The following is a 24,073-nucleotide window of genomic DNA, read 5'->3' on the forward strand; positions in this document are numbered from 1 at the left end:
GTCGGCCCACCTGAACCGGACAGCCGGGGACACGGCGGGCTTGCCGTGTCCCCGGCCGGGGCGCGCTACGCCGGGCGCTGGAGCACGGTCAGGCTGCGGTCCGGCAGGCTGAGCCGGTCACCGGCCGCCACCTTCGGACCCTGGCCCGGCGGCACCCCCTCGGGCCGGGCGGTGTCCACGACCACCTGCCACTGCCTGCCGTGGTCCACCGGCACCAGGAAGTCCAGCGGCTCGTGCGAGGCGTTGAACATCAGCAGGAACGAGTCGTCCGCGATGTGCTCCCCGCGCGGGCCGGGCTCGGAGATGGCGTTGCCGTTCAGGAACACCGCCAGCGCGGAGGCGGGCGCCGAGTCCCAGTCGGCCTGCGCCATCTGCTCGCCCTCCGGGGTGAACCAGGCGACGTCCGACAGCTCGTCCTGGGTGCCCTCCACCGGGCGCCCGTGCAGGAAGCGGCGGCGCCGGAACACCGGGTGCTCGCTGCGCAGGTCCACCATCGCGCGGGTGAACTCCAGCAGCGCGGCCCGCTCGTCGCCGTCGGCGCCCGCGGCCTCCACGGCCGCCTCCTCGTCGGGGTCCGGCCAGTCCACCCAGGAGATCTCGTTGTCCTGGCAGTAGGCGTTGTTGTTGCCGCGCTGGGTGCGGGCGAACTCGTCGCCGTGGCTGATCATCGGCACCCCCTGGGACAGCATCAGGGTGGCGATGAAGTTGCGCATCTGCCGGCCGCGCAGCTCGCGCACGTCCGCGTCGTCGGTGTCGCCCTCCACCCCGCAGTTCCAGGACCGGTTGTGGCTCTCGCCGTCCCGGTTCTCCTCGCCGTTGGCGTCGTTGTGCTTGTCGTTGTACGCGACGAGGTCGTGCAGGGTGAAACCGTCGTGGCAGGTGACGAAGTTGATCGAGGCCAGCGGACGGCGGCCGTCGTCCTGGTAGAGGTCGGAGGACCCGGTGAGCCGGGACGCGAACTCCGCCAGCGCGCGCGGCTCCCCGCGCCACAGGTCCCGCACGGTGTCCCGGTACTTGCCGTTCCACTCGGTCCACAGCGGCGGGAAGTTGCCCACCTGATAGCCGCCCTCGCCCACGTCCCACGGCTCGGCGATCAGCTTCACCTGGGAGACCACCGGGTCCTGCTGGACCAGGTCGAAGAACGACGACAGCCGGTCCACCTCGTGGAACTGCCGGGCCAGCGTGGCCGCGAGGTCGAAGCGGAACCCGTCTACATGCATCTCGGTCACCCAGTACCGCAGCGAGTCCATGATGAGCTGCAGCACGTGCGGCGAGCGCATCAGCAGGCTGTTGCCGGTGCCGGTGGTGTCCATGTAGTAGCGCGGATCGTCGGTCAGCCGGTAGTACGACGGGTTGTCGATGCCCTTGAACGACAGGGTGGGGCCCAGGTGGTTGCCCTCGGCGGTGTGGTTGTAGACCACGTCGAGGATGACCTCGATCCCCGCCTCGTGCAGCGCCCGCACCGCCGACTTGAACTCCAGCACCTGCTGGCCCCGGTCGCCCCAGGAGGCGTACGCGTTGTGCGGGGCGAAGAAGCCGATGGTGTTGTAGCCCCAGTAGTTGTTCAGGCCCATGTCGACCAGGCGGTGGTCGTTGACGAACTGGTGCACCGGCATCAGCTCCAGCGCGGTCACCCCGAGCCGGGTCAGATGCTCGATGACGGCCGGGTGGGCGAGCCCGGCGTAGGTGCCGCGCAGCTCGTCCGGCAGCCCCGGGTGACGCATCGTCAGGCCCTTCACATGAGCCTCGTAGATCACCGTGCGGTGGTAGTCGGTGCGCGGCGGACGGTCGTCGCCCCAGTCGAAATAGGGGTTGATCACCACCGAACTCATGGTGTGCGGCGCGGAGTCCAGGTCGTTGCGCTGATCGGGGGCGCCGAAGTGGTAGCCGTACACCTCCTCGCCCCACTGCACCGACCCGCTGACCGCCTTCGCGTACGGGTCGAGCAGCAGCTTCGCGGAGTTGCAGCGCAGCCCCCGCTCGGGCGCGAAGGGGCCGTGCACCCGGAACCCGTACCGCTGGCCCGGCATCACGCCGGGCAGGTACGCGTGCCGGACGAACGCGTCGCTCTCGCGCAGTTCCACCGCCGTCTCGGAGCCGTCGTCGTGCAGCAGACACAGCTCCACTCGGTCCGCGGCTTCGGTGAAGACCGCGAAGTTGGTACCGGCACCGTCATAGGTGGCGCCGAGGGGATACGCCTCTCCAGGCCAGACCTGCATGCGCTCGACTCTTCCAGGTGCGGGGCCCCGGTGGGGGCGCGTTGGCGGCGAGTCTCCCCGAAAGTGAGGGCACGGTACGTCTCGCGCCCTTTGCTGCCGGCCGACCCGTGGTCATGGATCACCTCTACCCCCACCCGAAGGAGGGAAGCCGCGCCGGGCCGACGAGCCCGGACCGATCCGGGCCGGGCGGGCCGCTTCGGGCGGGCGCCGCCCGGCGCACACCCTGCTCACCAGCGGCGCCCCACCCCGGGACCGGTTCGCGCCGCTATGACTCCGCTCACTCCCCGCGCTCCCGGACGCCCGGAACGGCCACTGACCGCAGGCAAGTTGAGAAACCGACCTGTCCATCCGGCTGCACCGCCGACCGCTCCCGGAGTACCCTTCCTTGATCGTTGGGACGGGGAAGGTCCGGGGGACGGAAGGCGGTGCAGGGTGGGCTCGGGAGGGCTGGAGCTGCCCCCTGGTGGCGAGGGTCACGAGGGGAGCGGTTCCACGGACGTCCCGCCCGGCGCGGTGTCCCTGGCGCGTCCGATGGGCGCGGGGTCGATCGGACCGGAACTGGACTGGGACGCGGGCGCCTGGCTGGAGGTGCGCACCCGGGCCCAGCGGGCGGGCCGCGCCTACATCTGGCTCAACCTCGTCGAGCAGCGGCTGCGCGCCGTCGTGGCCGCCGTGCTGCGCCCCGTCTACGAACCCGTGCACGGTGACGACTGGGTGGTGGCCGCCGCCGGACCGGCCGGCCAGGAGTGGGTGCAGCGGGCCGTCGCGGTGCGCGAAGTCAGCCGCCGCAAGGGCTACTTGCTCGACCCGGCCGACGACAACGTGCTGAGTTTCCTGACGTTGCCGCAACTGCGCGAGCTGATGGTGCAGCACTGGCCGTGCTTCGAGCCGTACTTCGACGAGCGCCGGGACCTCGAACTCGCCCTGGACGAGCTGGAGGTGACCCGCAATGTCGTCTCCCGCAACCGGGCGCTGTCCGAGGCGGTGCTGAACCAGGCCGAGCGCGCCTCCGCCCGGCTGCTGGACCTGCTGGGCGCCGCCGGTGACGTGCCCTCGGCGGGCCGGCTCCCGGTGGACGCGGTCGAGGACCTCATCGGCGACCGGTACGCGGACGTGGTCGCGGTGCACTCCGACCGGGTGCGGCTGATGGGTCAGTTCCCGGCCGAGGACCTGTTCGGCGGGGCCCGCCGGCTGGACGCCATCGGCATCGGGCTCAACCTGCTGGTGCAGAACTTCTCCGGCCGCCGCCTGGTCCGGCTCGCGGAGTCCGGGTGCCGCGTCCGGCTGCTCTTCCTCAACCCGGCCTCCAGCGCGATCAAGCGCCGGGAGCGCGAACTCGGCATGAAACGAGGCGAGTTGGCACGCTCGGTCGAGATGAACATCCTGCACATGCGCCGGGTCCGCTCCCGGCTGCGCGACCCCGGCGCCTTCGAGATCCAGGTCTACGACGAGACCCCGCGCTTCACCGCCTACCTGGTGGACGGCGACGGCGCGGACGGCATCGCCGTGGTGCAGTCCTATCTGCGCGGGGCGCGCGGCATGGAGTCGCCGGTCCTGGTGCTGCGCGGCGGCAGCCGGGTGGTCACGTCGGACCAGTCGGGCGATTCCGGACTCTTCCCCACCTATCGGGAGGAGTTCGAGCTGGCCTGGGCGGACTCGCGTCCGGTGTCCTGAGGGCGGTCGGCGGCGGGCGGCCGGGGGCGTTGTCAGTGCCCCGTGTCATGGTGGAGCCACTGGGGGAACGCACCACCAAGAAGGGGGGCCGCCCATGGGCTGGCACCGGGAGCCGCTGATCGGCTTCGACCTGGAGACGACCGGGACCGATCCGCTGCAGTCGCGCATCGTCACGGGCGCCGTGCTGGAGGTCAGGGCCGGCGAGCCCGTGGGACGCCGGGAATGGCTGGCCGACCCGGGCGTGGAGATACCGGCCGACGCGGTCGCCGTGCACGGCATCAGCAACGAACGCGCGGCGGCCGAGGGCCGCCCGGCCGACCAGGTCGCCGACGCCCTCGCCGACGCGCTGGTCTCCGCCTGGGACGCGGGTATGCCGGTCGTCGCGTACAACGCCGCCTTCGACCTGACCCTGCTCTCCGCCGAACTGCACCGCCACGGACTGCCGTCGCTGGCCGAGCGGCTGGGCGGGCGCGTGCCGGCCCCGGTCGTCGACCCGTACACCATCGACCGCCGGGTCGACCGCTACCGCCGGGGCAAGCGCAATCTGGAGGCGGTCTGCGCGGAGTACGGGGTGGTGCTCGACGCGGCGCACGACGCCTCGGCGGACGCGCTGGCCGCCGCCCGGCTCGCCACCGCGATCGCCGAGCGGTACCCGAAGATAGCCGGGCTCGGCCTGGCGGAGCTGCACCGCAGCCAGGTCCGGTGGTACGCGGAATGGGCCGCCGACTTCGAGGCGTTCCTGCGCCGCAAGGGCGAGGCGGACGCGGTGATCGACCGGGTCTGGCCGGTGCGCGAGCTGACGGACGCCGTCGCGCGGTAGCCCGTGCCGGGTGCGCTCAGAAGGGGTACCAGCGCACCGACTCGTCCCCGTCCCGCAGCGACGCCACCCGGCGCTCGAACTCCGCGAGCGCCTTGGGGTTGGCCGGGGCGTGCTGGGCGACCCAGGCGCAGCTCGCCGTCTCGCGGGCGCCTCGCAGCACCGAGCAGCCGTCCCACTCGCGCACGTCCCAGCCGTAGGCCGAGGTGAAGGCGTCGTACGCCTCGGCGGGCAGGCCGTAGCGGTCGCGGGAGAGGGCCATCACCACGAGGTCGTGCTCGCGCAGGTCGGCGGAGAAGGTCTCCAGGTCCACCAGGACCGGGCCGTCCGGGCCGATGTGCACATTGCGGGGCAGCGCGTCCCCGTGGATCGGGCCGGGCGTCAGACGGGGGGTCAGCGCGGCGGCGGCCGAGGCGAAGCCGTCGCGGCGGGCGCGCAGACAGGCCGCGTCCTCGGGGTCGATCGCGTCACCCGCGAGCCGCAGCCAGCGCTCCACCCCGCCCAGCAGCTCGCGGGGCGGCAGCGGCACCGGGGGAGCGGGCAGCGCGTGCACCAGCCGCAGCAGCTCGGCCAGGTCGCGGGGTTCGGCGGGGCGCACGGCGTCGGGCAGCCGGTGCCAGACGGTCACCGGGTGGCCGTCGACCAGCAGCGGTTCGGGCTCGGCCGCGCGCACGGCGGGGACCCCGGACTCGGCCAGCCAGCCGGCCACGGCCAGCTCGCGGCGGGCCCGGTCGAGCAGTTCGGCGTCCCGGCCGACCTTCACGACCAGATCCCCGGCGGCGAACACGGCGTTCTCGCCCAGGGCGAGGAGGCGCGCGTCCGTCACCGGGGGCAGCACCTTCGCCCCGGCCAGTACCGCCCGCGCCCGTGCCTCGTCCATCGTCCGCCTCCGTGTCGTGTGCCGTGTCCCGGCCAGTCTCGCATTCGCACAGGTCGGACGGTGTGCGGTCCCTTGACGGAGCGCGCTGCGTTCACGACCATGAACACGCCAACCAGGCCAGGCAAAGGGGCTGATTCCATGACAACGCCGGTGACATCGCCGGTCGAGGCGCGGCGCCCGCCCGTGCGCACCGGCGGCCGCGACCACGCCGTCTGGTTCCTGGTGCTGCCCGCCCTGATCCCGATCCTCGTGCTCAGCGTGGGCCCGCTGCTCTACGGCGTCCTGCTGTCCTTCACCGACGCCCAGTCCGGCCGCACCGCCCCGACCCGCTGGATCGGCGCGCTGAACTTCCAGGACCTGCTGCACGACACCCTGTTCTGGGAGTCGTTCCGGATCGGCCTGCTGTGGGCGATCGGCGTGACCGTCCCCCAGTTCCTGCTGGCGCTCGGCCTCGCCCTGCTGCTCGACCAGGACCTGAGACTGCGCTGGCTCGCCCGCGCCCTCGCCATCGTGCCCTGGGCCATGCCCGAGGTGGTCGTCGGCATCATGTGGCGGCTGGTCTACAACCCGGACGCCGGCATCCTCAACGAGACGCTGCGCGACCTCGGTCTCGGTGACGGACGGGACTGGCTGAGCGGTCTCGCCACCGCGCTGCCCGCCGTCGTCGTCGTCGGGATCTGGGCCGGGATGCCCCAGACCACGGTCGCCCTGCTGGCCGGGCTGCAGAACACCCCGCGCGAACTCCACGAGGCGGCCGCCGTGGACGGCGCCGGCGCCTGGCGGCGGTTCCGCGCGGTCACCTGGCCCGCGCTCCGGCCCGTCGCCCTCTCCATCACCGCGCTCAACCTGATCTGGAACTTCAACTCCTTCGCCCTGGTGTACGTGCTCACCAGCGGCGGACCCGGCGGAAAGACCCGGCTGCCCATGCTGTTCGCCTACGAAGAGGCTTTCCGCTACGGCCAGTTCGGCTACGCCGCCGCGATGGGCTGCGTGATGGTCGCCGTCATCGCGATCGTGCTCGCGGTGTTCCTCGCGGGCCGGCTGAAGGGAGGCGAGGACGCGTGAGGACCCGGCCCTCGGCCCGCGCGGGGCAGTACGCCGCCCTGCTGGCCTATCTGATCTTCCTGGCGTTCCCGTTCCTCTGGCTGCTGTCCACCGCGTTCAAGCCGCCGCGCGAACTCGGCAGCCTGCATCCCACCTGGATTCCGCGCCACCCCACCCTCGCCAACTTCCGGCAGGCGTTCGACGAGCAGCCCCTCCTGCACGCCGCCCTCAACTCCCTGCTGGCGGCGCTCGGCGCGGCCGTGATCGCCGTACTGATCGCCACCCCGATGGCCTACGTCATGGCCCGGCACCGCACCCGGCTGGCGCGGGCGGCGAGCGGGTGGGTGGTGGTCAGCCAGGCGTTCCCGTTCGTGCTGATCATCATCCCGCTGTTCCTGGTGCTGAAGCGGCTGCGGCTCATCGACTCCCTCGCCGGGCTGACCGTGGTCTACGTCGTGTGGTCGCTGCCCTTCGCGCTGTGGATGCTCGTCGGGTACGTACGGGCGGTCCCCGTCGAGCTGGAGGAGGCGGCCGCCGTCGACGGGGCCGGGCGACTGCGGACGCTGATATCGGTGACGGCGCCGCTGCTCGCGCCGGGCATCGCGGCCACCGCGCTGTTCGCGTTCATCACGGCGTGGAACGAGTTCTTCTTCGCGCTCGTGCTGCTCAAGAGCCCCGGCAACCAGACCCTGCCGGTCGTGCTGACCCATTTCATCGGCGCGGAGGGCGTCGCCGACCTCGGCCCGCTGGCCGCGGCCGCCTTCCTCGCCACCCTGCCCTCCCTCGTGGTGTTCGCCCTGCTCCAGCGGCGGATCACCGGGGGCCTGATCGCCGGAGCGGTGAAGAGCTGATGCGGACCAGGATCACCATGGCGGTCGCCGCCCTCCTGCTGCTCCTCGCGGGCTGCTCCTCCGGCGGCCGGCAGCACGGCGGGCCCGTCACCCTGCGCTTCCAGTCCCTCGCCTGGCAGCAGGAGTCGGTCGCCGCCAACAAGGAACTCGTGCGGGAGTGGAACGCCGCCCACCCGGACGTCCAGGTCGAGTACGTGCAGGGCGACTGGGACAGCGTGCACGACCAGTTGCTCACCTCCTTCGAGGGCGGTGAGGCCCCCGACGTCATCCACGACGCCTCCGACGACCTGGCCGACTTCGCCTACGGCGGCGACCTCGCCGACCTGAGCGGCCTGCTGCCCGCCCGCCTCAAGTCGTACATCCCCGCGCGGAGTTGGCGGGCGACCACCTTCGGCAAGGGCGTCTACGGCGTGCCCTTCCTCCAGGAACCCCGCGTGCTGATCGCCAACTCCGCCTGGCTGCGGACGGCGAAGGTGCGCATCCCGACCCCCCGACACCCGTGGAGCTGGGCCGAGTTCCGCGAGATCACCGCGCGGCTCAGCGGCGACGGCAAGTACGGAGTCGCCTGGCCGCTGAAGGAGCCCGTGTCCGTCACCCTCAACCTCGGGCTCTCGGCGGGCGGCACGCTCTTCCAGCGAGGGAGTGACGGCAAGGTGAGCGTGCGGTTCGGAGCCGGGGACGCCGTCGTACCGCGCACCGTGCGCGACCAGATCGCCCGCGACCGCAGCGCGCCCGCCTCGACGCTCGGCAGCGGGGGCTCGGACACCCTGCCCGGCTTCTTCGGCGGCCGGTACGCCATGGTCCCGCTGGGCTTCTCCTACCGCCAGCAGATCGAGCAGCAGGCGCCCAAGGGCTTCAAGTGGGAGGTGCTGCCCGCCCCGGCCGGCGCCGACGGTCTCACCCAGGGCGTCAGCCCGCAGACCCTCTCCGTCTCCCAGGACTGCCCGCACAAGAAGGAGGCCGCCCAGTTCATCGACTTCCTGCTGCGGCCCAAGAACATGGTCCGCCTGGCCCTCGGCGACTGGATGCTGCCCACCGGCACCGACGCCCTCGCCGACCCCGCCCTGCACACCGCCGACCACGGCTGGGCCACCGGCACCGCCCTGGCGGCCCACCTGCGCCCGGCGCCCGCCCAGTCGGTGCGCGGCTACCCGGAGTGGAAGGACAAGATCGCCACCCCGGCCTTCCAGGAGTACTACAGCGGCGCCATCGGCCTCGCCGCGCTGCGCGAACGGCTGGAGCAGGACGGCAATCTGGTCCTCGCCCGCTACCAGCGCTGAGCGGATGGGGGGGAAATTCGCTGGAGCGGGCCACCGGGCGCCGCCTAGCCTCACGGTCATGACCCCCCACCGCCCCGCCCACATCGCCATGTTCTCCATCGCCCAGCACGGCCATGTGAACCCCAGCCTGGAGGTGATCAGGGAACTCGTCGCACGCGGCCACCGCGTCACCTACGCCATTCCGCCGCTCTTCGCCGAGAAGGTCGCCGCCACGGGCGCCGTGCCCGTGCCCTACACCTCCACCCTGCCCGGACCCGACGCCGACCCCTCCGCCTGGGGGACCACGCTGCTGGACAACGTCGAGCCGTTCCTCGCCGACGCCATGCAGGCGCTGCCCCAGCTCATCACGGCGTACGAGGGCGACGAGCCCGATCTGGTCCTGCACGACATCGCCTCCTACCCCGCCCGCGTCCTGGCCCACCGCTGGGGCGTGCCCGCCGTCTCGCTCTCCCCGAACCTCGTCGCCTGGGACGGGTACGAGGAGGAGGTCGCGGAGCCCATGTGGGCCGAGCCGCTGAAGACCGAGCGCGGCCAGGCGTACTACGCCCGGTTCGCGGGCTGGCTCGCGGAGAACGGCATCACCCGGCACCCGGACCCGTTCGCCGGCCGCCCCGCCCGCTCGCTCGTCCTCATCCCCAAGGCGCTCCAGCCGCACGCCGACCGGGTCGACGAGCGCGTGTACAGCTTCGTCGGCGCCTGCCAGGGCGACCGCGCCGACCAGGGCACCTGGAGTCGGCCCGAGGGCGCGGAGAGGGTCGTCCTCGTCTCCCTCGGCTCCGCCTTCACCAAGCGGGCCGCCTTCTACGCCGAGTGCGTACGCGCCTTCGGTGACCTGCCCGGGTGGCACCTCGTCCTCCAGATCGGGCGGCACGTGGACCCGGCCGAACTCGGCGAACTGCCCGCCAATGTCGAAGTGCACTCCTGGGTACCGCAGTTGGCGGTGCTCAGGCAGGCCGACCTGTTCGTCACACACGCGGGGGCGGGCGGCAGTCAGGAGGGGCTGGCCACCGCCACCCCGATGATCGCCGTCCCGCAGGCCGTCGACCAGTTCGGCAACGCCGACATGCTCCAGGCGCTCGGCGTGGCCCGCACCCTGGTCACCGAGGACGCCACCGCCGACCGCCTCCGCGAGACCGCCCTCGCCCTGGCCGACGACCCCGAGGTGGCCGCCCGGCTGAAGGAGATCCAGGCCGGCATGGTGGGCGAAGGGGGCACCACGCGCGCCGCCGACCTGATCGAGGCGGAGCTGCCGGGGCACTGACCTCGGTGGAGAAACATGGGTGAACCAGTCACAAGATCGTGCAGGAGTTGCTCAGCGCCCGCTCGATCCGACAGAGTTTGCCGCAACGGGCGTACCGTCCGGTACGGCCGTCGTGCCCGCCCCCACGGGGCACGACGGCCGTTCTATCGTGGGCCGATGACGACGACGTACGCGGCGCTGCTGCGCGGGATCAACGTGGGCGGCAACAGGAAGCTTCCCATGGCCGACCTGCGAACTCTTCTGTCCGAGCTGGGCCATGACGATGTGCGCACCCATCTCCAGAGCGGGCAGGCCGTGTTCACCGCCTCGCAGGGTGACGAGGGCGTCCTGGCCGGGGAGTTGAGCGCGGCCATCGAGACGCGGTTCGGCTTCGCGGTCGACGTGATCGTGCGGGACCACGCCTATCTGACGGCGGTCGCGGAAGCCTGCCCGTTCCCCGCCGACGCGCTGGAGCCCAAGCAGCTGCACGTCACCTACTTCTCCGGTCCGGTGGACCCCGAGCGCTTCGCCGGGATCGACACCGCCGCCCGCCTCCCCGAGGAGTTCCGCCTCGGCGACCGGTGCCTGTACCTCTACGCACCCGACGGGCTCGGCCGCTCCAAGCTCGCCGAGGAGCTGGGGCGCCCGCGCGTCACCAAGGGCCTGATCGCCACCACCCGGAACTGGAACACCGTACGGAAACTGGTCGAGCTGACCGGCTGACGGCGCCCTCTACCGGATCGCCGGGGAATGTCAACCCCCCTTCACTCCAAAGGGGTTGATTGCTGGTGCCGTCGGCTGCTTCGTGGGTAACGTCGCCGACCGAGCCGACCCGGCACGCTTCCCTCGCCGCAGCCCGGCCCCCGTAAGGCCCCCGGATCAGGAGTGAGGACGACAGACGTGAACGCGTACAACCACCCCGGCAGCACCTCCGGCCGCCCGGTACCCGGCGGTGACGGGACCGACCTGGAGACCCTGATCCAGCTCGCGGACGGGCTCGTCGCCGCCCTGCACGCCGAGTACCCGGTGCTCCTGGAGCACGGCGAGATCATCCAGGCCGAGCTGGCCCTCGCGGCCGACGACGGCTTCCCGCCCAACCGCGGCCGCATCCGCCACCAGCTCGACGACCTCTGCATCGGCGCCGCAGCCGGCACCGGCACCCTGGAGTACACCCGCCGCCTGACGACCGCGCTCAAGCTCTAGGGTCTGTCGTTTGGATCAGGTCGGCCGAGAGTGACTGCGCCTCTCGGCATGATCCAAACGACAGGCCCTAGGTGTATTGACTCGCAGCGTTGTTGACGCGGGTGATGGGTGGGTGGCCTCCGAGTGCGGTGTGGCAGCGGTGGTGGTTGTAGGTGTGGAGGAAGTCTGCCAGGGCTTCGGTCCGTTCGGTGTTCGAGGTGTAGGGCCGCAGGTAGGCCCATTCGTCGAGCAGGGTGCGGTTGAACCGTTCGACCTTGCCGTTGGTCTGGGGCCGGTAGGGCCGGGTCAGTTTGCCGGTCGCGCCGATCTCGGTGAGCACCTTTTTCCAGGCCAGGCCCTTGCGGTAGGCCCAGGCGTTGTCGGTCAGGACCCGCTCGATCCGGGTGATGCCCTGGGCGTGGAAGAAGGCGGCCGCGCGGGTCAGGAAGGCCGCGCAGGTCGCGGCTTTCTCGTCGGGGTGGATCTCGCTGTAGGCCAGGCGGGAGTGGTCGTCGACGGCGGAGTGGACGTAGTCGAAGCCCATGCCGCGAATGGGGCGGCCGGCCTCGCGGCCGTGGGTCTTGTGGCCGCCGCCGTCGGGGATCCGGCCCAGCTTCTTCACGTCCACGTGGATCAGCTCGCCGGGCCGCTCACGCTCGTAACGGCGGATCACGGTGCCGGTCGGCCGGTCGATCCAGGCCAGCCGGTTGAGGCGGTGGCGGGTCAGGATCCGGTGCACGGTCGAGGTGGGCAGGCCCACGATCGGGCCGATCCGGGCCGGGCCGAGTTTGCGGCTCTGCCGCAGGTCGCAGACGCGGTCTTCCACCGCGGACGCGGTCCGGTGCGGCGTCGTGCGAGGTCGGCTGGAGCGGTCCTGCAGTCCCGCCTCACCCTCGGTCCGCCACCGGCGGATCCACTTATGGGCGGTGGCACGGGAGATACCCATCTCGGCGGCCACATGAGCGACCGGACGGCCTGAGCGGACACGCTCGACCAGCAGCCTCCTACCGAAGACGGTCAGCCGGGCATTACGGTGGGGCACGAAGACCTCCGTGCGGTGAGTTCCTAGACAGCTCCCACCACACCGGAGGTCTTCGCCATGTTCAAGACCCCAGCCGTGTCAACAACGCTCGTGATCAATACACCTAGGGGGTGTCCGGAAAGTGGCGCCGTCTGCCCGGAGGGCAGGGCTCGCGGCGTCTGGTGCGTGCGCTCGCAAGGCGGAGGGTCGTCCTCGTGCTGGGCGTACGAGGATGATCCCGACAACGCCGCGAGGGCACGTGCCAGGCGTCGCGAGCCAGGCGGGACTTTCCGGACACGGCCTAGGCGCCCACGGCCACTGGGACCGATCGCAGCGCCTCGGTGTAGCGGTCGACCAGTACCCGCGCCACCTCCGGCGCGGGCCCCAGAACGTCCGCCAGGACGTCCGCGTCGGCCGCGCCCCGGGCGATCCGGTCGGGGAGGAAGCCCGGTGCCAGCACGTAGGGTGCGACGGCGATCCGCTCGCACCCCTCGGCGCGCAGTTCGCGTACGGCGTCCTCGGTGCGGGGGAGGCGGGCGGAGGCGAACGCGGGTCGCACGGCGCACCAACCGGTGCGCCACCACTCCCGCGCGATGTCGGCGATCACCGCGATCGCCTCCGCGTCGGAGGACCCCGCCGAGGCCAGCACGACCCCGGTCGAGGACTTGTCGGCAGGGTCGAGCCCCGCCTCGTACAGGCGCCGTTCCAGCGCCGAGACCAGCAGCGGGGAGGGGCCGAGCACCTCCGCCTGCCGGACGCGCATCCCGCGCGGTGCCTCCCGCAGCACGGCCGGGATGTCGGCCTTGGCGTGGAAGGCGCGGGTCAGCAGCAGCGGCTGGGCCACCACCTCGCGCACCCCCTCGGCGGCGAGCGAGTCGAGCACGCCGCCGACCGAGGGCACGTTGAAGTCGAGGAAGCCGGTCACCACCCGGAGGTCCGGCCGCATCGACCGCACCCGCGCGACCAGGGCGTGCACGGTCGCGGCGTGCCGGGGGTCACGGCTGCCGTGGGCGACGATCAGGAGAACGGGTTCGTGGAACATGGGAGTTCAGCTTTTCACCAGCAGGCCCCGGCTGCGCAGCACCCACCGCTCCAGCGGACTGAAGATCAGCAGGTCGACCGCGATGCCGACGAACAGGATCAGCAGGATGGCCTCGAACACCATCGCCATGTCGAGGGCGTTGCGGCCGTTCTCCAGCAACTGGCCGAGACCGACGCCCAGATCGGGGAAGGACGCGATGATCTCGGCCGCCATCAGCGAGCGCCAGGAGAACGCCCAGCCCTGTTTCATCCCGGCCACATAGCCGGGCAGCGCGGCGGGCAGCGTGATGTGCCAGACCCCGCGCAGCCCGCCGGCGCCCATGGTGCGGCCCGCCCGCAGGAACAGCGGTGGCACCTGATCGATGCCGGAGACCAGGCCGTTGGCGATGGAGGGCACCGCGCCGAGCAGGATCACCGCGTACATCATCGAGTTGTTCAGCCCCAGCCAGATCACCGCCGGGGGCACCCAGGCCACCGAGGGCAGCGACTGGAGGCCGGACAGGATCGCGCCGATGGCCGCGCGCACGAACTTCACCCGCGCCACCAGCAGCCCCAGCGGGGTGCCGATGAGCAGCGCCAGGCAGAAGCCGAGCAGGCCGCGCGAGACGCTGGTCCAGATGTAGCCGAGGAGCTTGCCCGCCAGCCAGTCCCGCTGGACCGCCTCCCACACCGCCTTCGGCGCGGGCAGCTTGGTGGGGTCGGAGACGACCCCGAAGGACACCAGGCCCTGCCAGACCAGCAGCACCACCAGTACGGCGGTGACCGGCGGCAGCACCTTGGTGACCAGGGTCTGCCGCAGCGGCACCCGGGCGCCGCGCGGGGTCTCCAGGGCGTCGAGCCCCGCCTCCACGCTCCCCGTGCCGGGAGCCGGTGTCGTCTCAGTGCTGGCCATGGCGGCGGATCTCCCCTCGCAGCGCCTCGGTGATCTCCAGGGACAGTTCCGCCACCGGGGCGTCCTCGATACGGCGGGGCTGCGGAATGTCCACCGCCCACTCGTGGGCGACCTTGCCCGGCCGGGAGGACAGCAGCACGACCCGCTGGGCCAGCCGTACCGCCTCGCGCACGTTGTGCGTCACGAAGAGCACGGACAGGCCCGTCTCGGTCCAGACGCGGGTCAGTTCGTCGTGCAGCACGTCGCGGGTGATGGCGTCGAGGGCCGCGAACGGCTCGTCCATCAGCAGCAGTCCGCTCTCCTGCGCCAGCGCGCGGGCCAGCGCCACCCGCTGCCGCATACCGCCGGAGAGTTCGTGTACCCGCTTGCCGTACGCGCCCTTCAGCCGGACCAGTTCGAGCAGCGACTCGGTCTTGTCGCGGCGCTCGCCCTTGGGCACGCCCCGCAGGCGCAGGGCGAGTTCGATGTTCTTGCCCGCGGTCAGCCACGGGAAGAGGGCGTGCTCCTGGAACATCAGGGCCGGGCGGCCATCGGTGTCGATGGACCCGGCGCTGGGCCGGTCCAGGCCCGCCACCAGATTGAGCAGGGTCGACTTGCCGCAGCCCGAGGCCCCCAGGAGGGTGACGAACTCGCCGGGCGCGACATCGAGGCTGATGTCGTCCAGCACGAGCTGCTGCCCGCCGGGTCCCGGGAAGGACTTCGAGACGTGGTCGAGGCGGGCGGCGTAATCGACCGCCGGGCCGGCCTCGGCGAGGGTGGTGGCCATGGTCGTCACCTCCTGGGGACTCATCGGTTGGCGTCGGTCAGTCGGTGCCGAGCCCGGCAGCGTCGACCTTGGCGGCGCCTTCGGCGCCGAGGACCTTGTTGAGCAGGGTCAGGTCGTAGATGCCCTTGAGGTCCGGCTTGGCCAGCAGGCCCGCCTTGACCGCGTGATCGGCCTCGGTGTTCAGGGTGGCGGCCAGCGGGTCGTCCGTGGTCTGGATCGACTTCCACGCCGGGTCCAGCACGGCCGGGGGCAGCGACTTGCCGGAGTCGGCCTCCAGCTGCTTGTTCGCCGAGTCCTTCGCCGCGTCCGGGTTCGCCTTGATCCACTTGTTGGTGCGCACCGACGCCCGCAGGACCGCCTCGACGGCCTTCGGGTGGGCCTTGAGGAACTTCTGCGACACGATGATGTTGGTGATCACGAACTTCTTGTCCGGCCACAGGTCGGACTCGTCCAGCAGCACCTTGCCGCCCTCGGCGACCAGCTTGGACGCGGTCGGCTCCGGCACCCACGCGCCGTCCACGGAACCGGCCTTGAAGGCGTCCGGGGTCACCTTGTTGTCGCTGCGGACCACGGTGACGTCGCCCTTGCCGCTCTGCGCGTCGACCTTGTAGCCCTGCTCCGCCGCCCAGTTGAGGAAGGCGACGTCCTGGGTGTTGCCGAGCTGGGGCGTGGCGATCCGCTTGCCCTTGACGTCCTTCAGTGACTTGATCTTCTCGGGGTTCACGACCAGCTTGACCCCGCCGGACGCCGAACCGCCGATGATCTTCAGGCTGCGGCCGCCGGACTTGGTGTAGCCGTTGATCGCGGGGGAGGGGCCGATCCAGCCGATGTCGATGGAGCCGGAGTTGAGCGCCTCGATCTCGGAGGGGCCCGCGTTGAAGGTGGCGTAGTCGGCCTTGGTGGCGCCTAGTTCCTTCTGGAACAGGCCCTGCTGACGGCCGACCAGCGCGGTCGCGTGGGTGAGGTTGCCGAAGTAGCCGATCTTCACGGAGTCCAGGCCGTCGATCTTCTTGGCCCCGGAGGCGACCTTCTGGTTGGCGGCGTCGTCCTTGGCCTCGGACCCGTAACCGCAGGCCGCGAGGGCCAGCAGCGGGAGTACGGCGAGGACGGTGAGACCGCGGCGCGGCAGCGGCGAACTGATGGCAGGCACGGGAGGCGTTTCCTCTCGTCGGCCCGGGGTCACGGCGGTCAGGCCGTGGCCGGGAGGTCGATGGGTCTTCGTCGTCGCAACCGGGACGTCGTCGGGTGGGAGGAGGGGCTTGCGTGGGGGAGCAGGGCGCGCGAGCGGTGCGCGTACGTCAGCGCGCACATCGTGCGACCCCGCCCTGCCCGGAGCCGAGCGCGCCGCTGCCGATGCGGCCGCCCTCCTTGGCGAACGTCGAGAAGACCTCGGTGGCCCGCATGGTCAGAAGTCCCACCCGTCGTCGTCGCCGTCCGTCACCGGCTCGGGCGCGGCGAAGGACTCGCCGACCATGCCCGCGCTGAGGGTGGTGCCGTCGCCGGGGTCGATCAGGATGAAGGAGCCGGTGCGCCGCGAGTCGGCGTAGGAGTCGGCCGGGAGCGGCTCGGCGGTACGGATCTTCACCCGGCCGATGTCGTTGGCGGCGAGCGTCCCCGGATGCGGGTGCAGGGACAGGTCGGCCAGGGTGAGCCGGGACGGGATGTCCTTGACGATCGCCTTGACCGTGCGGGTCCCGTGCTTGAGCAGCACCCGGTGGCCCACGGTCAGCGGCTGGTCGGCGACATGGCACACGGTCGCCTCCACGTCCTGCGTGGTCGCGGGCGCGTCCTTGCTGGGCACGATCAGGTCGCCGCGCGAGACGTCCACGTCGTCCGCGAGCAGCACGGTCACCGACTGGGTGGTCCACGCGACGTCCACCGGCTCGCCCAGCAGGTCGATCCCGGCGATGGTGGAGGTACGGCCGGACGGCAGCACCGTGACCTCCTCGCCGACCCGGAAGGTGCCGGCCGCGATCTGCCCGGCGTAGCCCCGGTAGTCGGGAAGTTCGGCGGTCTGCGGGCGGATCACGTACTGCACCGGGAGCCGGGCGTGGCAGTGCGCCAGGTCGTGGCTGACCGGCACCGTCTCCAGGTGCTCCAGCACGGTCGGGCCGCCGTACCAGTCCATCCGGGCGGAGGCGTCGACCACGTTGTCCCCGGCGAGCGCCGAGATCGGGATCGCGGTGACCTCCGGGACGCCCAGCTCGGTCGCGTACGCCGTGAACTCCTCGGCGATGGCGGCGAAGACGCGCTCCTCGTAGCCGACCAGGTCCATCTTGTTGACGGCGAGGACGACGTGCGGGACGCGGAGGAGGGCGGCGATGGCCGCGTGGCGTCGGGTCTGTTCGACCACGCCGTTGCGGGCGTCGACGAGGACCACGGTCAGTTCGGCGGTGGAGGCGCCGGTGACCATGTTCCGGGTGTACTGCACATGCCCCGGTGTGTCGGCCAGGATGAAGCGGCGGCGCGGGGTGGCGAAGTAGCGGTAGGCCACGTCGATGGTGATGCCCTGTTCCCGCTCGGCGCGCAGGCCGTCGGTGAGCAGCGCCAGGTCCGGCGCCTCCTGGCCCCGGCTCGCGGACGCCCGCTCCACGGCCTCCAGTTGGTCCACCAGGACCGACTTGGAGTCGTGCAACAGCCGTCCCACCAGAGTGGACTTGCCGTCGTCGACGGAGCCGGCGGTGGCGAACCGGAGCAGGGTGGTGGCCGACAGCGCTTCGGTGGTGATGGTGCTCATGGTCAGAAGTACCCCTCGCGCTTGCGGTCTTCCATGGCGGCTTCGGAGAGTTTGTCGTCGGCGCGGGTGGCGCCCCGTTCGGTCAGGCGGGACGCGGCGATCTCGGTGATGACCGCTTCCAGGGTGGTGGCGTCGGAGTCGACGGCACCCGTGCAGGACATGTCACCCACCGTGCGGTAACGCACCAGCCGGGTCTGGACCGGCTCGGTGTCCTTCGGCCCGCCCCACTCACCTGCGGTCAGCCACATGCCGCTGCGGGAGAACACCTCCCGCTCGTGCGCGAAGTAGATCTCCGGCAGGTCGATGCCCTCGCGGGCGATGTACTGCCACACGTCCAGCTCGGTCCAGTTCGACAGCGGGAACACCCGCACGTGCTCGCCGGGGGCGTGGCGGCCGTTGTACAGGTTCCACAGCTCCGGGCGCTGGCGGCGGGGGTCCCACTGGGAGAACTCGTCCCGCAGGGAGAACACCCGCTCCTTCGCTCGGGCCTTCTCCTCATCCCGCCGGCCCCCGCCGAACACCGCGTCGAAACGCTCGCTCTGGATCTTCTCCGTCAGCGGCAGCGTCTGCAACGGGTTCCGGGTCCCGTCGGGACGTTCCCGGAGCACACCCCGGTCGATGTACTCCTGAACGGAGGCCACATGGAGGCGCAGCCCATGTGCAGCCACCACACGGTCCCGGTACTCCAGCACCTCGGGAAAGTTGTGTCCCGTGTCCACATGAAGCAGGGAGAACGGCACCGCCGCCGGAGCGAACGCCTTCAGCGCGAGGTGCAGCATGACGATCGAGTCCTTGCCCCCGGAGAACAGGATCACCGGGTTCTCGAACTCCCCCGCCACCTCACGGAAGATATGCACCGCCTCCGACTCCAGAGCGTCCAGGTGGGAGAGGGCGTACGGGCTGTCCGTGCCCTCGCCGCCCCCCGTCACCTTGGCGACAGTCGTCATGCCAGTCCCCTCTCGCCGAGCAGGGCGTGCACCGCGGCCGCCGACTGCGTGACGCTCTGCCCCTGCGTCTCGATCCGGAGGTCCGGCGCGGCCGGCTCCTCGTACGGGTCGTCCACCCCGGTCAGGCCGGTCAGCTCGCCCGCCGCCTGCCGGGCGTACAGCCCCTTCACGTCCCGCTCGCCGCACACCTCGACCGGGGTCGCCACATGGACCTCCAGGTACGGGGTGCCGTTCGCGGTGTGCCGCTTGCGCACCGCCTCACGGCTGTCGGCGTAGGGCGCGATCACCGGGACCAGCGCCAACACGCCGTTGCGGGCCAGGAGTTCGGCCACGAAGCCGATGCGCTGGACGTTGGTGTGCCGGTCCTCGCGGGCGAAGCCGAGCCCGGCGGAGAGGAACTCGCGGATCTCGTCGCCGTCGAGCACCTCCACGCGCCGCCCCTCGGCGCGCAGGCGGCCGGCCAGTTCGGTGGCGATGGTGGTCTTGCCGGCGCTCGGCAGACCAGTGAGCCAGACGGTGGCCCCGGTCGTCACGTGTCCTCGCTCCTCGTATCGATCGGTCGTCATCCGTGCAGCCCGCATTCGATCTTGCCCCGCCCGGCCCAGCGGCCGGCCCGCGCGTCCTCGCCCTCCAGCACCCGCCGGGTGCAGGGGGCGCAGCCCACCGAGGCGTAGCCGTCCATCAGCAACGGGTTTGTCAGCACGCCGTGTTCGGCGACGTAGGCGTCCACGTCGTCCTGGGTCCAGCGGGCGATGGGGGAGACCTTGACCTTGCGGCGCCGGGCGTCCCAGCCGACGACCGGGGTGTTCGCCCGCGTCGGCGACTCGTCCCGGCGCAGTCCGGTCGCCCATGCCTGATACTCCGTCAGGCCCGCTTCCAGCGGCCGGACCTTGCGCAGGGCGCAGCACAGGTCGGGGTCGCGGTCGTGCAGCCGGGGCCCGTGCTCCGCGTCCTGCTCGGCCACCGTCCGCTCGGGGGTGAGCGTGACGACGTTGACGTCCATCACGGCGTCGACGGCGTCCCGGGTGCCGATGGTCTCCGGGAAGTGGTAGCCGGTGTCGAGGAACACCACGTCCACGCCGGGCCGCACCCGCGAGGCCAGATGGGCCACCACGGCGTCCTCCATGGAGGAGGTCACGCAGAACCTCTCGCCGAAGGTGTCCACCGCCCAGCGCAGCACCTCCAGCGCGGGCGCGTCCTCCAGCTCACGGCCCGCACGCTCGGCCAGGTCCCGCAACTCGTCCTCGGTACGCTCCTCTTGAGCGGTCGTCATATCCGGTCGTCCCCTCCGTCGTCGCCCCGCTTCAGCCCCCGGGCGAGCAGCCCGAGGAACTTCAGCTGAAAGGCGCGATTGCAGGCTCCGCATTCCCAGGCGCCGTGGCCCTCCTCGCTCGGGCGCAGGTCCTCGTCCCCGCAGTAGGGGCAGTGGAACGGTGCGGCACGCTCGCTCACGACAGCGCCTCCTCACTGGCCCGCGCGGCCCACACGGCGAACCGCTCGCCGTCGGCGCGCTCGGCCTCGAAGCGGCGCAGGACGCGCTCGACGTAGTCGGGCAGCTCCTTCGACGTCACCTTCAGACCGCGCACCTTGCGGCCGAAGCCCGCCTCCAGGCCGAGCGCGCCGCCCAGGTGCACCTGGTAGCCCTCGACCTGGTTGCCGTCCTCGTCCACGACCAGCTGGCCCTTGAGACCGATGTCCGCCACCTGGATGCGGGCGCAGGCGTTCGGGCAGCCGTTGAGGTTGATGGTGATCGGCTCGTCGAACTCCGGCAGGCGGCGCTCCAGTTCGTCGATGAGGGCGCTGCCGCGCGCCTTGGTCTCGACGATGGCCAGCTTGCAGAACTCGATGCCGGTGCAGGCCATCGTGCCCCGCCGGAACGACGAGGGGGTGACCCGGAGGTCCAGTGCCTCAAGTCCGGCGACCAGGGAGTCGACCCGGTCGCCCTCGACGTCCAGCACGATCATCTTCTGCTCGGTGGTGGTGCGGACCCGGCCCGAGCCGTGCTCCTCGGCGACCCCGGCGATCTTCGCCAGCGTGGTGCCGTCGACCCGGCCGACGCGCGGGGCGAACCCGACGTAGAAGCGGCCGTCGCGCTGGCGGTGGACGCCGACGTGGTCGCGCCAGCGCTCCACCGGCTGCTCGGGCGCCGGGCCGTCGAGCAGCTTGCGGCCGAGGTACTCGTCCTCCAGCACCTGCCGGAACTTCTCCGGGCCCCAGTCCGCGACCAGGAACTTCAGCCGGGCGCGGTTGCGGAGCCTGCGGTAGCCGTAGTCACGGAAGATCGAGATGACGCCCTCGTGGACGTCGGCCACCTCGTCGAGCGGGACCCAGGCGCCCAGCCGGACGCCGATCTTCGGGTTGGTGGACAGGCCGCCGCCCACCCACAGGTCGAACCCCGGCCCGTGCTCGGGGTGTTCGACGCCGACGAGCGCGATGTCGTTGATCTCGTGCGCCACGTCCAGCAGGGGCGAGCCGGAGATCGCGGACTTGAACTTGCGGGGCAGGTTGGAGAACGCCTTGTTGCCGATGACCCGGCGCTGGATCTCCTCGATGGCGGGGGTGCCGTCGATGATCTCGTCCTCGGCGATGCCCGCGACCGGCGAGCCGAGGATCACGCGCGGGGTGTCGCCGCACGCCTCGGTGGTGGACAGCCCGACGTCCTCCAGGCGCCGCCAGATCTCGGGCACGTCCTCGATCCTGATCCAGTGCAGCTGGATGTTCTGCCGGTCGGTGATGTCGGCGGTGCCGCGCGCGAACTCCTGCGACACCTCGCCGATCACCCGCAGCTGGGCGGTGGTCAGCCGGCCGCCGTCGATGCGGACGCGCAGCATGAAGTACTTGTCGTCCAGCTCCTCCGGTTCCAGAACCGCGGTCTTGCCGCCGTCGATACCGGGCTTGCGCTGGGTGTACAGACCCCACCAGCGCATGCGGCCGCGCAGGTCGTTGGGGTCGATGGAGTCGAAGCCCCGCTTGGAGTAGATCGTCTCAATGCGTGTCCGCACATTGAGACCGTCGTCGTCCTTCTTGAACTGTTCGTTGCCGTTGAGCGGGGTGTGGTGTCCCGCCGCCCACTGGCCCTCACCACGGTGACGGCTCACCTTGCGGCGGGGCGCTGCGGCAGCGGGGTCCTGGGGACTGGGGGCCATGGTTCTACGTCCTTAGAAACAGGCGGCGAATCTGAGACAGGGGGAAAATCGGCTCTGGCCTGCGCGCATGGGCGCACACGGACAGCCGTGCGCGGCGCTGCGCTGAACGGGGGGTGAAGAAGGGGCCGGCGGTGCTGTAGTGCTCAGCTCGCCCGACACATGGCGCTGGACATGCGGCCGAGGTCGACGTGGCGTCGACTCACCAGGGCGATTCCAGTTCCAGACATGACGGCAGCGTGTCACGCGCGTCTCCGGGCAGTCCACCATTGTCCGTCATCCGGACGGATCTATTCTGAATGGCGAGACAACTCCGGGTGGCAGGACCTGGGCGGGCGCCGCTCAGTCGCCCAGGAACGCACCCGGCCACGGTCCGGGCGTCGGGAGGTCCGCCTCCAGCTCCACCTTGGTGTCGAACAGGGTGAAGCCGCGCCGCAGATAGTTGTCCAGCGCGTACGGGCCGTCCTTGCTGCACGTGTGAAGCCACACCCGCTTCACCGGGGTGAGATCCGGCCACCGGGTCGCCAGGTCCCAGGCGCGGGCCGTACCGAACGACAGCAGATGCCCGCCGATCCGGCGCCCCCGGAACGCGGGCAGCAGCCCGAAGTAGGCGATCTCCACCACGCCCTCCCCGGTCGCCTCCAGCTCGACGTACCCGGCGGGCGTCCCCCGCTCGTACGCCACCCAGGTCTCCACACCGGGCCGCGCCAGGTACTCCCGCCACCGGGCGTGCGTCCAGCCGAGCCGGTCGGTCCAGCGGATGTCACCGCCGACCGAGGCGTACAGGAACCGGCTGAACTCGGGGGACGGCGCCTCGGCCCGTACGATCCGCACCGCGTCGTCCTCGGGGGCCGTGGCGGGCAGGAGGTCGGACGGCGAGGTCTGTTCCAGGGACCAGGTGGTGACAGGGACGCTGCTCATGGGCTCAGGGAATCATCCCGCCCACCGGACTGTCGATCGCCGGCGGCGGGATCACCAACGGGATCGCGGCTCAGTCCAGCGAGCGTTCCAGCGAGGTCAGCGGCACCGCGAACAGCATCCGGTCCGACAGCGACCATACCTCGCCGGTCTCCTGCCAGTACGACAGCGCCACCGCCGACTCGGTCCAGCAGTGGTGCGAGCCGTCCGCGCCGCAGCGGGCCCCCTTCGCGCCGTCCGCGTCCTGCCGCCACAGCCCGCCCCGGCCGTCCTCGGAGCCCGGCAGCTGGCCGGTGTACCAGGACGAGCCCGCCGCCCCGGCCTGCCGGTACGACAGCACACCCCGCACCCCGCGCGCCTTGGTACGGAACATCTCGACGGCGTCGGTGTGCCCGGCGGAGTCGGTGGCGAGCAGACCGGCCCGGTCCGGCGCGGAGCTGAACGCGTACCGCCACAGCCGGGCGCGGCGGGCGCCGTCCGGGGAGGTGCGCTCGGCCGCGACCAGGCTTACCGGGGCGGTACTGCGGTCCAGCGCCAGCGGGCCGGGACAGGGCGGCCGGCCGCCCTCGCAGCGGCCGTCGGTGTAGCGGTAGGAACCCACGGCGGGCAGGACGTACCGGTACCCGGCGGCCGACCAGCCGTGCGGCACCCGGCCGACGGCGGGCTCGTTGGTGGTGGTGCGCTGGATACGGTCCAGGTCGTAGACGTAGAGCGCCTCGGCGCCGCCGTCGGAGGCGGTCACCAGCAGCTTGCCGTGGTTCCAGACCATGCCGGAGACGCCCGAGGTCAGCGGCCGGTAGTCCCGGCCGCCGTCGACCGGCAGCACCAGCAGGACCCAGCGGTAGACCGGGCGGGCGGGGTCGTCGAGGTCGGTGAAGGCGACGCGGGTCAGGCCGCGTTCGGCCGCGCGGCCGGTGTCGGTGGCGTGCGTCCAGCCGGTCAGCACCACCCGGTGGCTGCCCCAGACGCCGTCCTCGTCGGCGTCGCCGGAGGTGGTCACGGCGGCGGGACGCCAGGCGGTGTCGGCGGTGTCGGCCGGGTCCCAGCAGTAGGAACGGGTGGCCTCGGGGGTCAGGGGCAGGGAGGAGCGGTCGTCGTCCGTGCAGTCGGCGCCCGCCCGCATCCGGCGGTCGGCGTCGCCCAGCACGGTGTCCACGCCGACCGGGCGGCCCATGGCGGCGGACAGCCGGTTGAGCACGGCGGCGGGTTCCAGGCGTTCCTGGAGGCGCAGCGGGGCGGTGTCGGAGGCGGAGGTGAGCGGCTTGAGCGCGCCGGGGTTCCCGGCGACCTCGGCCTGGGAGGTGCTGATCAGGGTGGCCGCCGCGGTGAGCGCCAGCCCGGTCCCCGTGAGGGCCGCGCGCAACGCCACGCCCCGTCTGCGCCTGCGGTGTCTGCCGCGCTGCTTCATGTCTCCTCCCGAG

Annotated in this window: 24 protein-coding genes; 8 read left to right on the top strand and 16 right to left on the bottom strand. The window is 71.8% G+C overall.

Annotated features, from left to right (window positions below):
• Positions 1-65: 65 nt before the first annotated feature.
• The gene (gene glgX, locus D0Z67_RS23195) at positions 66-2,219 is read right to left on the bottom strand and encodes a glycogen debranching protein GlgX (protein WP_031181679.1); all 2,154 of its coding nucleotides are present in this window, start codon (positions 2,217-2,219) and stop codon (positions 66-68) included.
• 432 nt (positions 2,220-2,651) lie between these two features.
• Between glgX and D0Z67_RS23200 the strand changes: the two genes are divergently transcribed.
• Positions 2,652-3,893 carry an SAV2148 family HEPN domain-containing protein gene (locus D0Z67_RS23200; protein ID WP_031181680.1) on the top strand — a complete coding sequence of 414 codons (1,242 nt, stop codon included), beginning with the start codon at positions 2,652-2,654 and terminating at the stop codon, positions 3,891-3,893.
• 94 nt (positions 3,894-3,987) lie between these two features.
• Positions 3,988-4,713, top strand: a complete 726-nt coding sequence (locus D0Z67_RS23205; protein ID WP_031181681.1) for an exonuclease domain-containing protein — start codon at positions 3,988-3,990, stop codon at positions 4,711-4,713.
• 16 nt (positions 4,714-4,729) lie between these two features.
• On the opposite strand, the gene D0Z67_RS23210 is transcribed toward D0Z67_RS23205, so the two are convergent.
• Entirely contained in the window at positions 4,730-5,590 is an 861-nt protein-coding gene (locus D0Z67_RS23210) for a phosphotransferase enzyme family protein (protein WP_031181682.1), read from the bottom strand.
• Positions 5,591-5,728: 138 nt separating this feature from the next.
• Here D0Z67_RS23210 and D0Z67_RS23215 point away from each other — a divergent pair, with 138 nt between their 5' ends.
• The 6 genes from D0Z67_RS23215 (at position 5,729) to D0Z67_RS23240 (ending at position 11,208) form a co-directional block, all read left to right on the top strand.
• Complete coding sequence (locus tag D0Z67_RS23215; RefSeq protein ID WP_031181683.1) at positions 5,729-6,655, top strand: carbohydrate ABC transporter permease; 927 nt, start codon at positions 5,729-5,731, stop codon at positions 6,653-6,655.
• On the top strand, positions 6,652-7,485 hold the full coding sequence (locus D0Z67_RS23220) for a carbohydrate ABC transporter permease (RefSeq protein WP_031181684.1): 834 nt from the start codon (positions 6,652-6,654) through the stop codon (positions 7,483-7,485). Before D0Z67_RS23215 ends, D0Z67_RS23220 begins: the two co-directional genes overlap by 4 nt.
• Complete coding sequence (locus D0Z67_RS23225; protein WP_031181685.1) at positions 7,485-8,765, top strand: ABC transporter substrate-binding protein; 1,281 nt, start codon at positions 7,485-7,487, stop codon at positions 8,763-8,765. The genes D0Z67_RS23220 and D0Z67_RS23225 overlap by 1 nt, the downstream gene beginning before the upstream one ends.
• A gap of 58 nt (positions 8,766-8,823) precedes the next feature.
• On the top strand, positions 8,824-10,026 hold the full coding sequence (gene mgt, locus D0Z67_RS23230; RefSeq protein ID WP_031181686.1) for a macrolide-inactivating glycosyltransferase: 1,203 nt from the start codon (positions 8,824-8,826) through the stop codon (positions 10,024-10,026).
• Positions 10,027-10,182: 156 nt separating this feature from the next.
• Positions 10,183-10,728, top strand: a complete 546-nt coding sequence (locus D0Z67_RS23235) for a DUF1697 domain-containing protein (RefSeq protein WP_031181687.1) — start codon at positions 10,183-10,185, stop codon at positions 10,726-10,728.
• 177 nt (positions 10,729-10,905) lie between these two features.
• Positions 10,906-11,208, top strand: coding sequence for a hypothetical protein (locus D0Z67_RS23240; RefSeq protein ID WP_051887791.1), 303 nt, complete (start codon positions 10,906-10,908; stop codon positions 11,206-11,208).
• Positions 11,209-11,275: 67 nt separating this feature from the next.
• Here D0Z67_RS23240 and D0Z67_RS23245 read toward each other — a convergent pair whose 3' ends face one another.
• From D0Z67_RS23245 to D0Z67_RS23315, 14 genes are all read right to left on the bottom strand, one after another.
• Positions 11,276-12,229, bottom strand: a complete 954-nt coding sequence (locus D0Z67_RS23245) for an IS481 family transposase (protein WP_131589696.1) — start codon at positions 12,227-12,229, stop codon at positions 11,276-11,278.
• A gap of 280 nt (positions 12,230-12,509) precedes the next feature.
• Positions 12,510-13,250, bottom strand: coding sequence for a sirohydrochlorin chelatase (locus tag D0Z67_RS23255; RefSeq protein ID WP_031183893.1), 741 nt, complete (start codon positions 13,248-13,250; stop codon positions 12,510-12,512).
• Between the two features lie 6 nt (positions 13,251-13,256).
• Positions 13,257-14,141 carry an ABC transporter permease gene (locus tag D0Z67_RS23260; RefSeq protein ID WP_031183892.1) on the bottom strand — a complete coding sequence of 295 codons (885 nt, stop codon included), beginning with the start codon at positions 14,139-14,141 and terminating at the stop codon, positions 13,257-13,259.
• Positions 14,128-14,931, bottom strand: coding sequence for an ABC transporter ATP-binding protein (locus D0Z67_RS23265; RefSeq protein ID WP_078873698.1), 804 nt, complete (start codon positions 14,929-14,931; stop codon positions 14,128-14,130). The genes D0Z67_RS23260 and D0Z67_RS23265 overlap by 14 nt, the downstream gene beginning before the upstream one ends.
• Before the next feature lie 13 nt (positions 14,932-14,944).
• Positions 14,945-16,057, bottom strand: coding sequence for an aliphatic sulfonate ABC transporter substrate-binding protein (locus D0Z67_RS23270; protein ID WP_031183890.1), 1,113 nt, complete (start codon positions 16,055-16,057; stop codon positions 14,945-14,947).
• 255 nt (positions 16,058-16,312) lie between these two features.
• On the bottom strand, positions 16,313-17,644 hold the full coding sequence (locus D0Z67_RS23280) for a sulfate adenylyltransferase subunit 1 (RefSeq protein ID WP_031183888.1): 1,332 nt from the start codon (positions 17,642-17,644) through the stop codon (positions 16,313-16,315).
• 2 nt (positions 17,645-17,646) lie between these two features.
• Entirely contained in the window at positions 17,647-18,591 is a 945-nt protein-coding gene (gene cysD / locus D0Z67_RS23285; protein WP_131589698.1) for a sulfate adenylyltransferase subunit CysD, read from the bottom strand.
• The gene (cysC, locus tag D0Z67_RS23290; RefSeq protein WP_199812215.1) at positions 18,588-19,172 is read right to left on the bottom strand and encodes an adenylyl-sulfate kinase; all 585 of its coding nucleotides are present in this window, start codon (positions 19,170-19,172) and stop codon (positions 18,588-18,590) included. The genes cysD and cysC overlap by 4 nt, the downstream gene beginning before the upstream one ends.
• Positions 19,154-19,864 carry a phosphoadenylyl-sulfate reductase gene (locus D0Z67_RS23295; protein ID WP_031182471.1) on the bottom strand — a complete coding sequence of 237 codons (711 nt, stop codon included), beginning with the start codon at positions 19,862-19,864 and terminating at the stop codon, positions 19,154-19,156. Before D0Z67_RS23295 ends, cysC begins: the two co-directional genes overlap by 19 nt.
• Complete coding sequence (locus D0Z67_RS23300) at positions 19,861-20,043, bottom strand: hypothetical protein (protein WP_030802517.1); 183 nt, start codon at positions 20,041-20,043, stop codon at positions 19,861-19,863. The genes D0Z67_RS23295 and D0Z67_RS23300 overlap by 4 nt, the downstream gene beginning before the upstream one ends.
• Entirely contained in the window at positions 20,040-21,737 is a 1,698-nt protein-coding gene (locus D0Z67_RS23305; RefSeq protein ID WP_031182472.1) for a nitrite/sulfite reductase, read from the bottom strand. Before D0Z67_RS23305 ends, D0Z67_RS23300 begins: the two co-directional genes overlap by 4 nt.
• A gap of 143 nt (positions 21,738-21,880) precedes the next feature.
• On the bottom strand, positions 21,881-21,964 hold the full coding sequence (locus D0Z67_RS30600; RefSeq protein WP_350748019.1) for a putative leader peptide: 84 nt from the start codon (positions 21,962-21,964) through the stop codon (positions 21,881-21,883).
• A gap of 112 nt (positions 21,965-22,076) precedes the next feature.
• Complete coding sequence (locus D0Z67_RS23310) at positions 22,077-22,655, bottom strand: GNAT family N-acetyltransferase (RefSeq protein WP_031182473.1); 579 nt, start codon at positions 22,653-22,655, stop codon at positions 22,077-22,079.
• Between the two features lie 70 nt (positions 22,656-22,725).
• Complete coding sequence (locus D0Z67_RS23315; RefSeq protein ID WP_031182474.1) at positions 22,726-24,060, bottom strand: hypothetical protein; 1,335 nt, start codon at positions 24,058-24,060, stop codon at positions 22,726-22,728.
• Between the last annotated feature and the right edge of the window lie 13 nt (positions 24,061-24,073).

This window comes from Streptomyces seoulensis, assembly GCF_004328625.1.
Lineage (GTDB): Bacteria > Actinomycetota > Actinomycetes > Streptomycetales > Streptomycetaceae > Streptomyces > Streptomyces seoulensis.

Bases quoted from the DNA above. Each gene is read 5' to 3' on its own strand.
- glgX (WP_031181679.1), bottom strand. From the start codon at position 2,219: ATGCAGGTCTGGCCTGGAGAGGCGTATCCCCTCGGCGCCACCTATGAC.
- D0Z67_RS23205 (WP_031181681.1), top strand. From the start codon at position 3,988: ATGGGCTGGCACCGGGAGCCGCTGATCGGCTTCGACCTGGAGACGACC.
- D0Z67_RS23210 (WP_031181682.1), bottom strand. From the start codon at position 5,590: ATGGACGAGGCACGGGCGCGGGCGGTACTGGCCGGGGCGAAGGTGCTG.
- D0Z67_RS23215 (WP_031181683.1), top strand. From the start codon at position 5,729: ATGACAACGCCGGTGACATCGCCGGTCGAGGCGCGGCGCCCGCCCGTG.
- D0Z67_RS23225 (WP_031181685.1), top strand. From the start codon at position 7,485: ATGCGGACCAGGATCACCATGGCGGTCGCCGCCCTCCTGCTGCTCCTC.
- mgt (WP_031181686.1), top strand. From the start codon at position 8,824: ATGACCCCCCACCGCCCCGCCCACATCGCCATGTTCTCCATCGCCCAG.
- D0Z67_RS23235 (WP_031181687.1), top strand. From the start codon at position 10,183: ATGACGACGACGTACGCGGCGCTGCTGCGCGGGATCAACGTGGGCGGC.
- D0Z67_RS23255 (WP_031183893.1), bottom strand. From the start codon at position 13,250: ATGTTCCACGAACCCGTTCTCCTGATCGTCGCCCACGGCAGCCGTGAC.
- D0Z67_RS23260 (WP_031183892.1), bottom strand. From the start codon at position 14,141: ATGGCCAGCACTGAGACGACACCGGCTCCCGGCACGGGGAGCGTGGAG.
- D0Z67_RS23265 (WP_078873698.1), bottom strand. From the start codon at position 14,931: ATGAGTCCCCAGGAGGTGACGACCATGGCCACCACCCTCGCCGAGGCC.
- D0Z67_RS23280 (WP_031183888.1), bottom strand. From the start codon at position 17,644: ATGAGCACCATCACCACCGAAGCGCTGTCGGCCACCACCCTGCTCCGG.
- cysD (WP_131589698.1), bottom strand. From the start codon at position 18,591: ATGACGACTGTCGCCAAGGTGACGGGGGGCGGCGAGGGCACGGACAGC.
- cysC (WP_199812215.1), bottom strand. From the start codon at position 19,172: ATGCGGGCTGCACGGATGACGACCGATCGATACGAGGAGCGAGGACAC.
- D0Z67_RS23295 (WP_031182471.1), bottom strand. From the start codon at position 19,864: ATGACGACCGCTCAAGAGGAGCGTACCGAGGACGAGTTGCGGGACCTG.
- D0Z67_RS23305 (WP_031182472.1), bottom strand. From the start codon at position 21,737: ATGGCCCCCAGTCCCCAGGACCCCGCTGCCGCAGCGCCCCGCCGCAAG.
- D0Z67_RS30600 (WP_350748019.1), bottom strand. From the start codon at position 21,964: ATGTCTGGAACTGGAATCGCCCTGGTGAGTCGACGCCACGTCGACCTC.
- D0Z67_RS23310 (WP_031182473.1), bottom strand. From the start codon at position 22,655: ATGAGCAGCGTCCCTGTCACCACCTGGTCCCTGGAACAGACCTCGCCG.
- D0Z67_RS23315 (WP_031182474.1), bottom strand. From the start codon at position 24,060: ATGAAGCAGCGCGGCAGACACCGCAGGCGCAGACGGGGCGTGGCGTTG.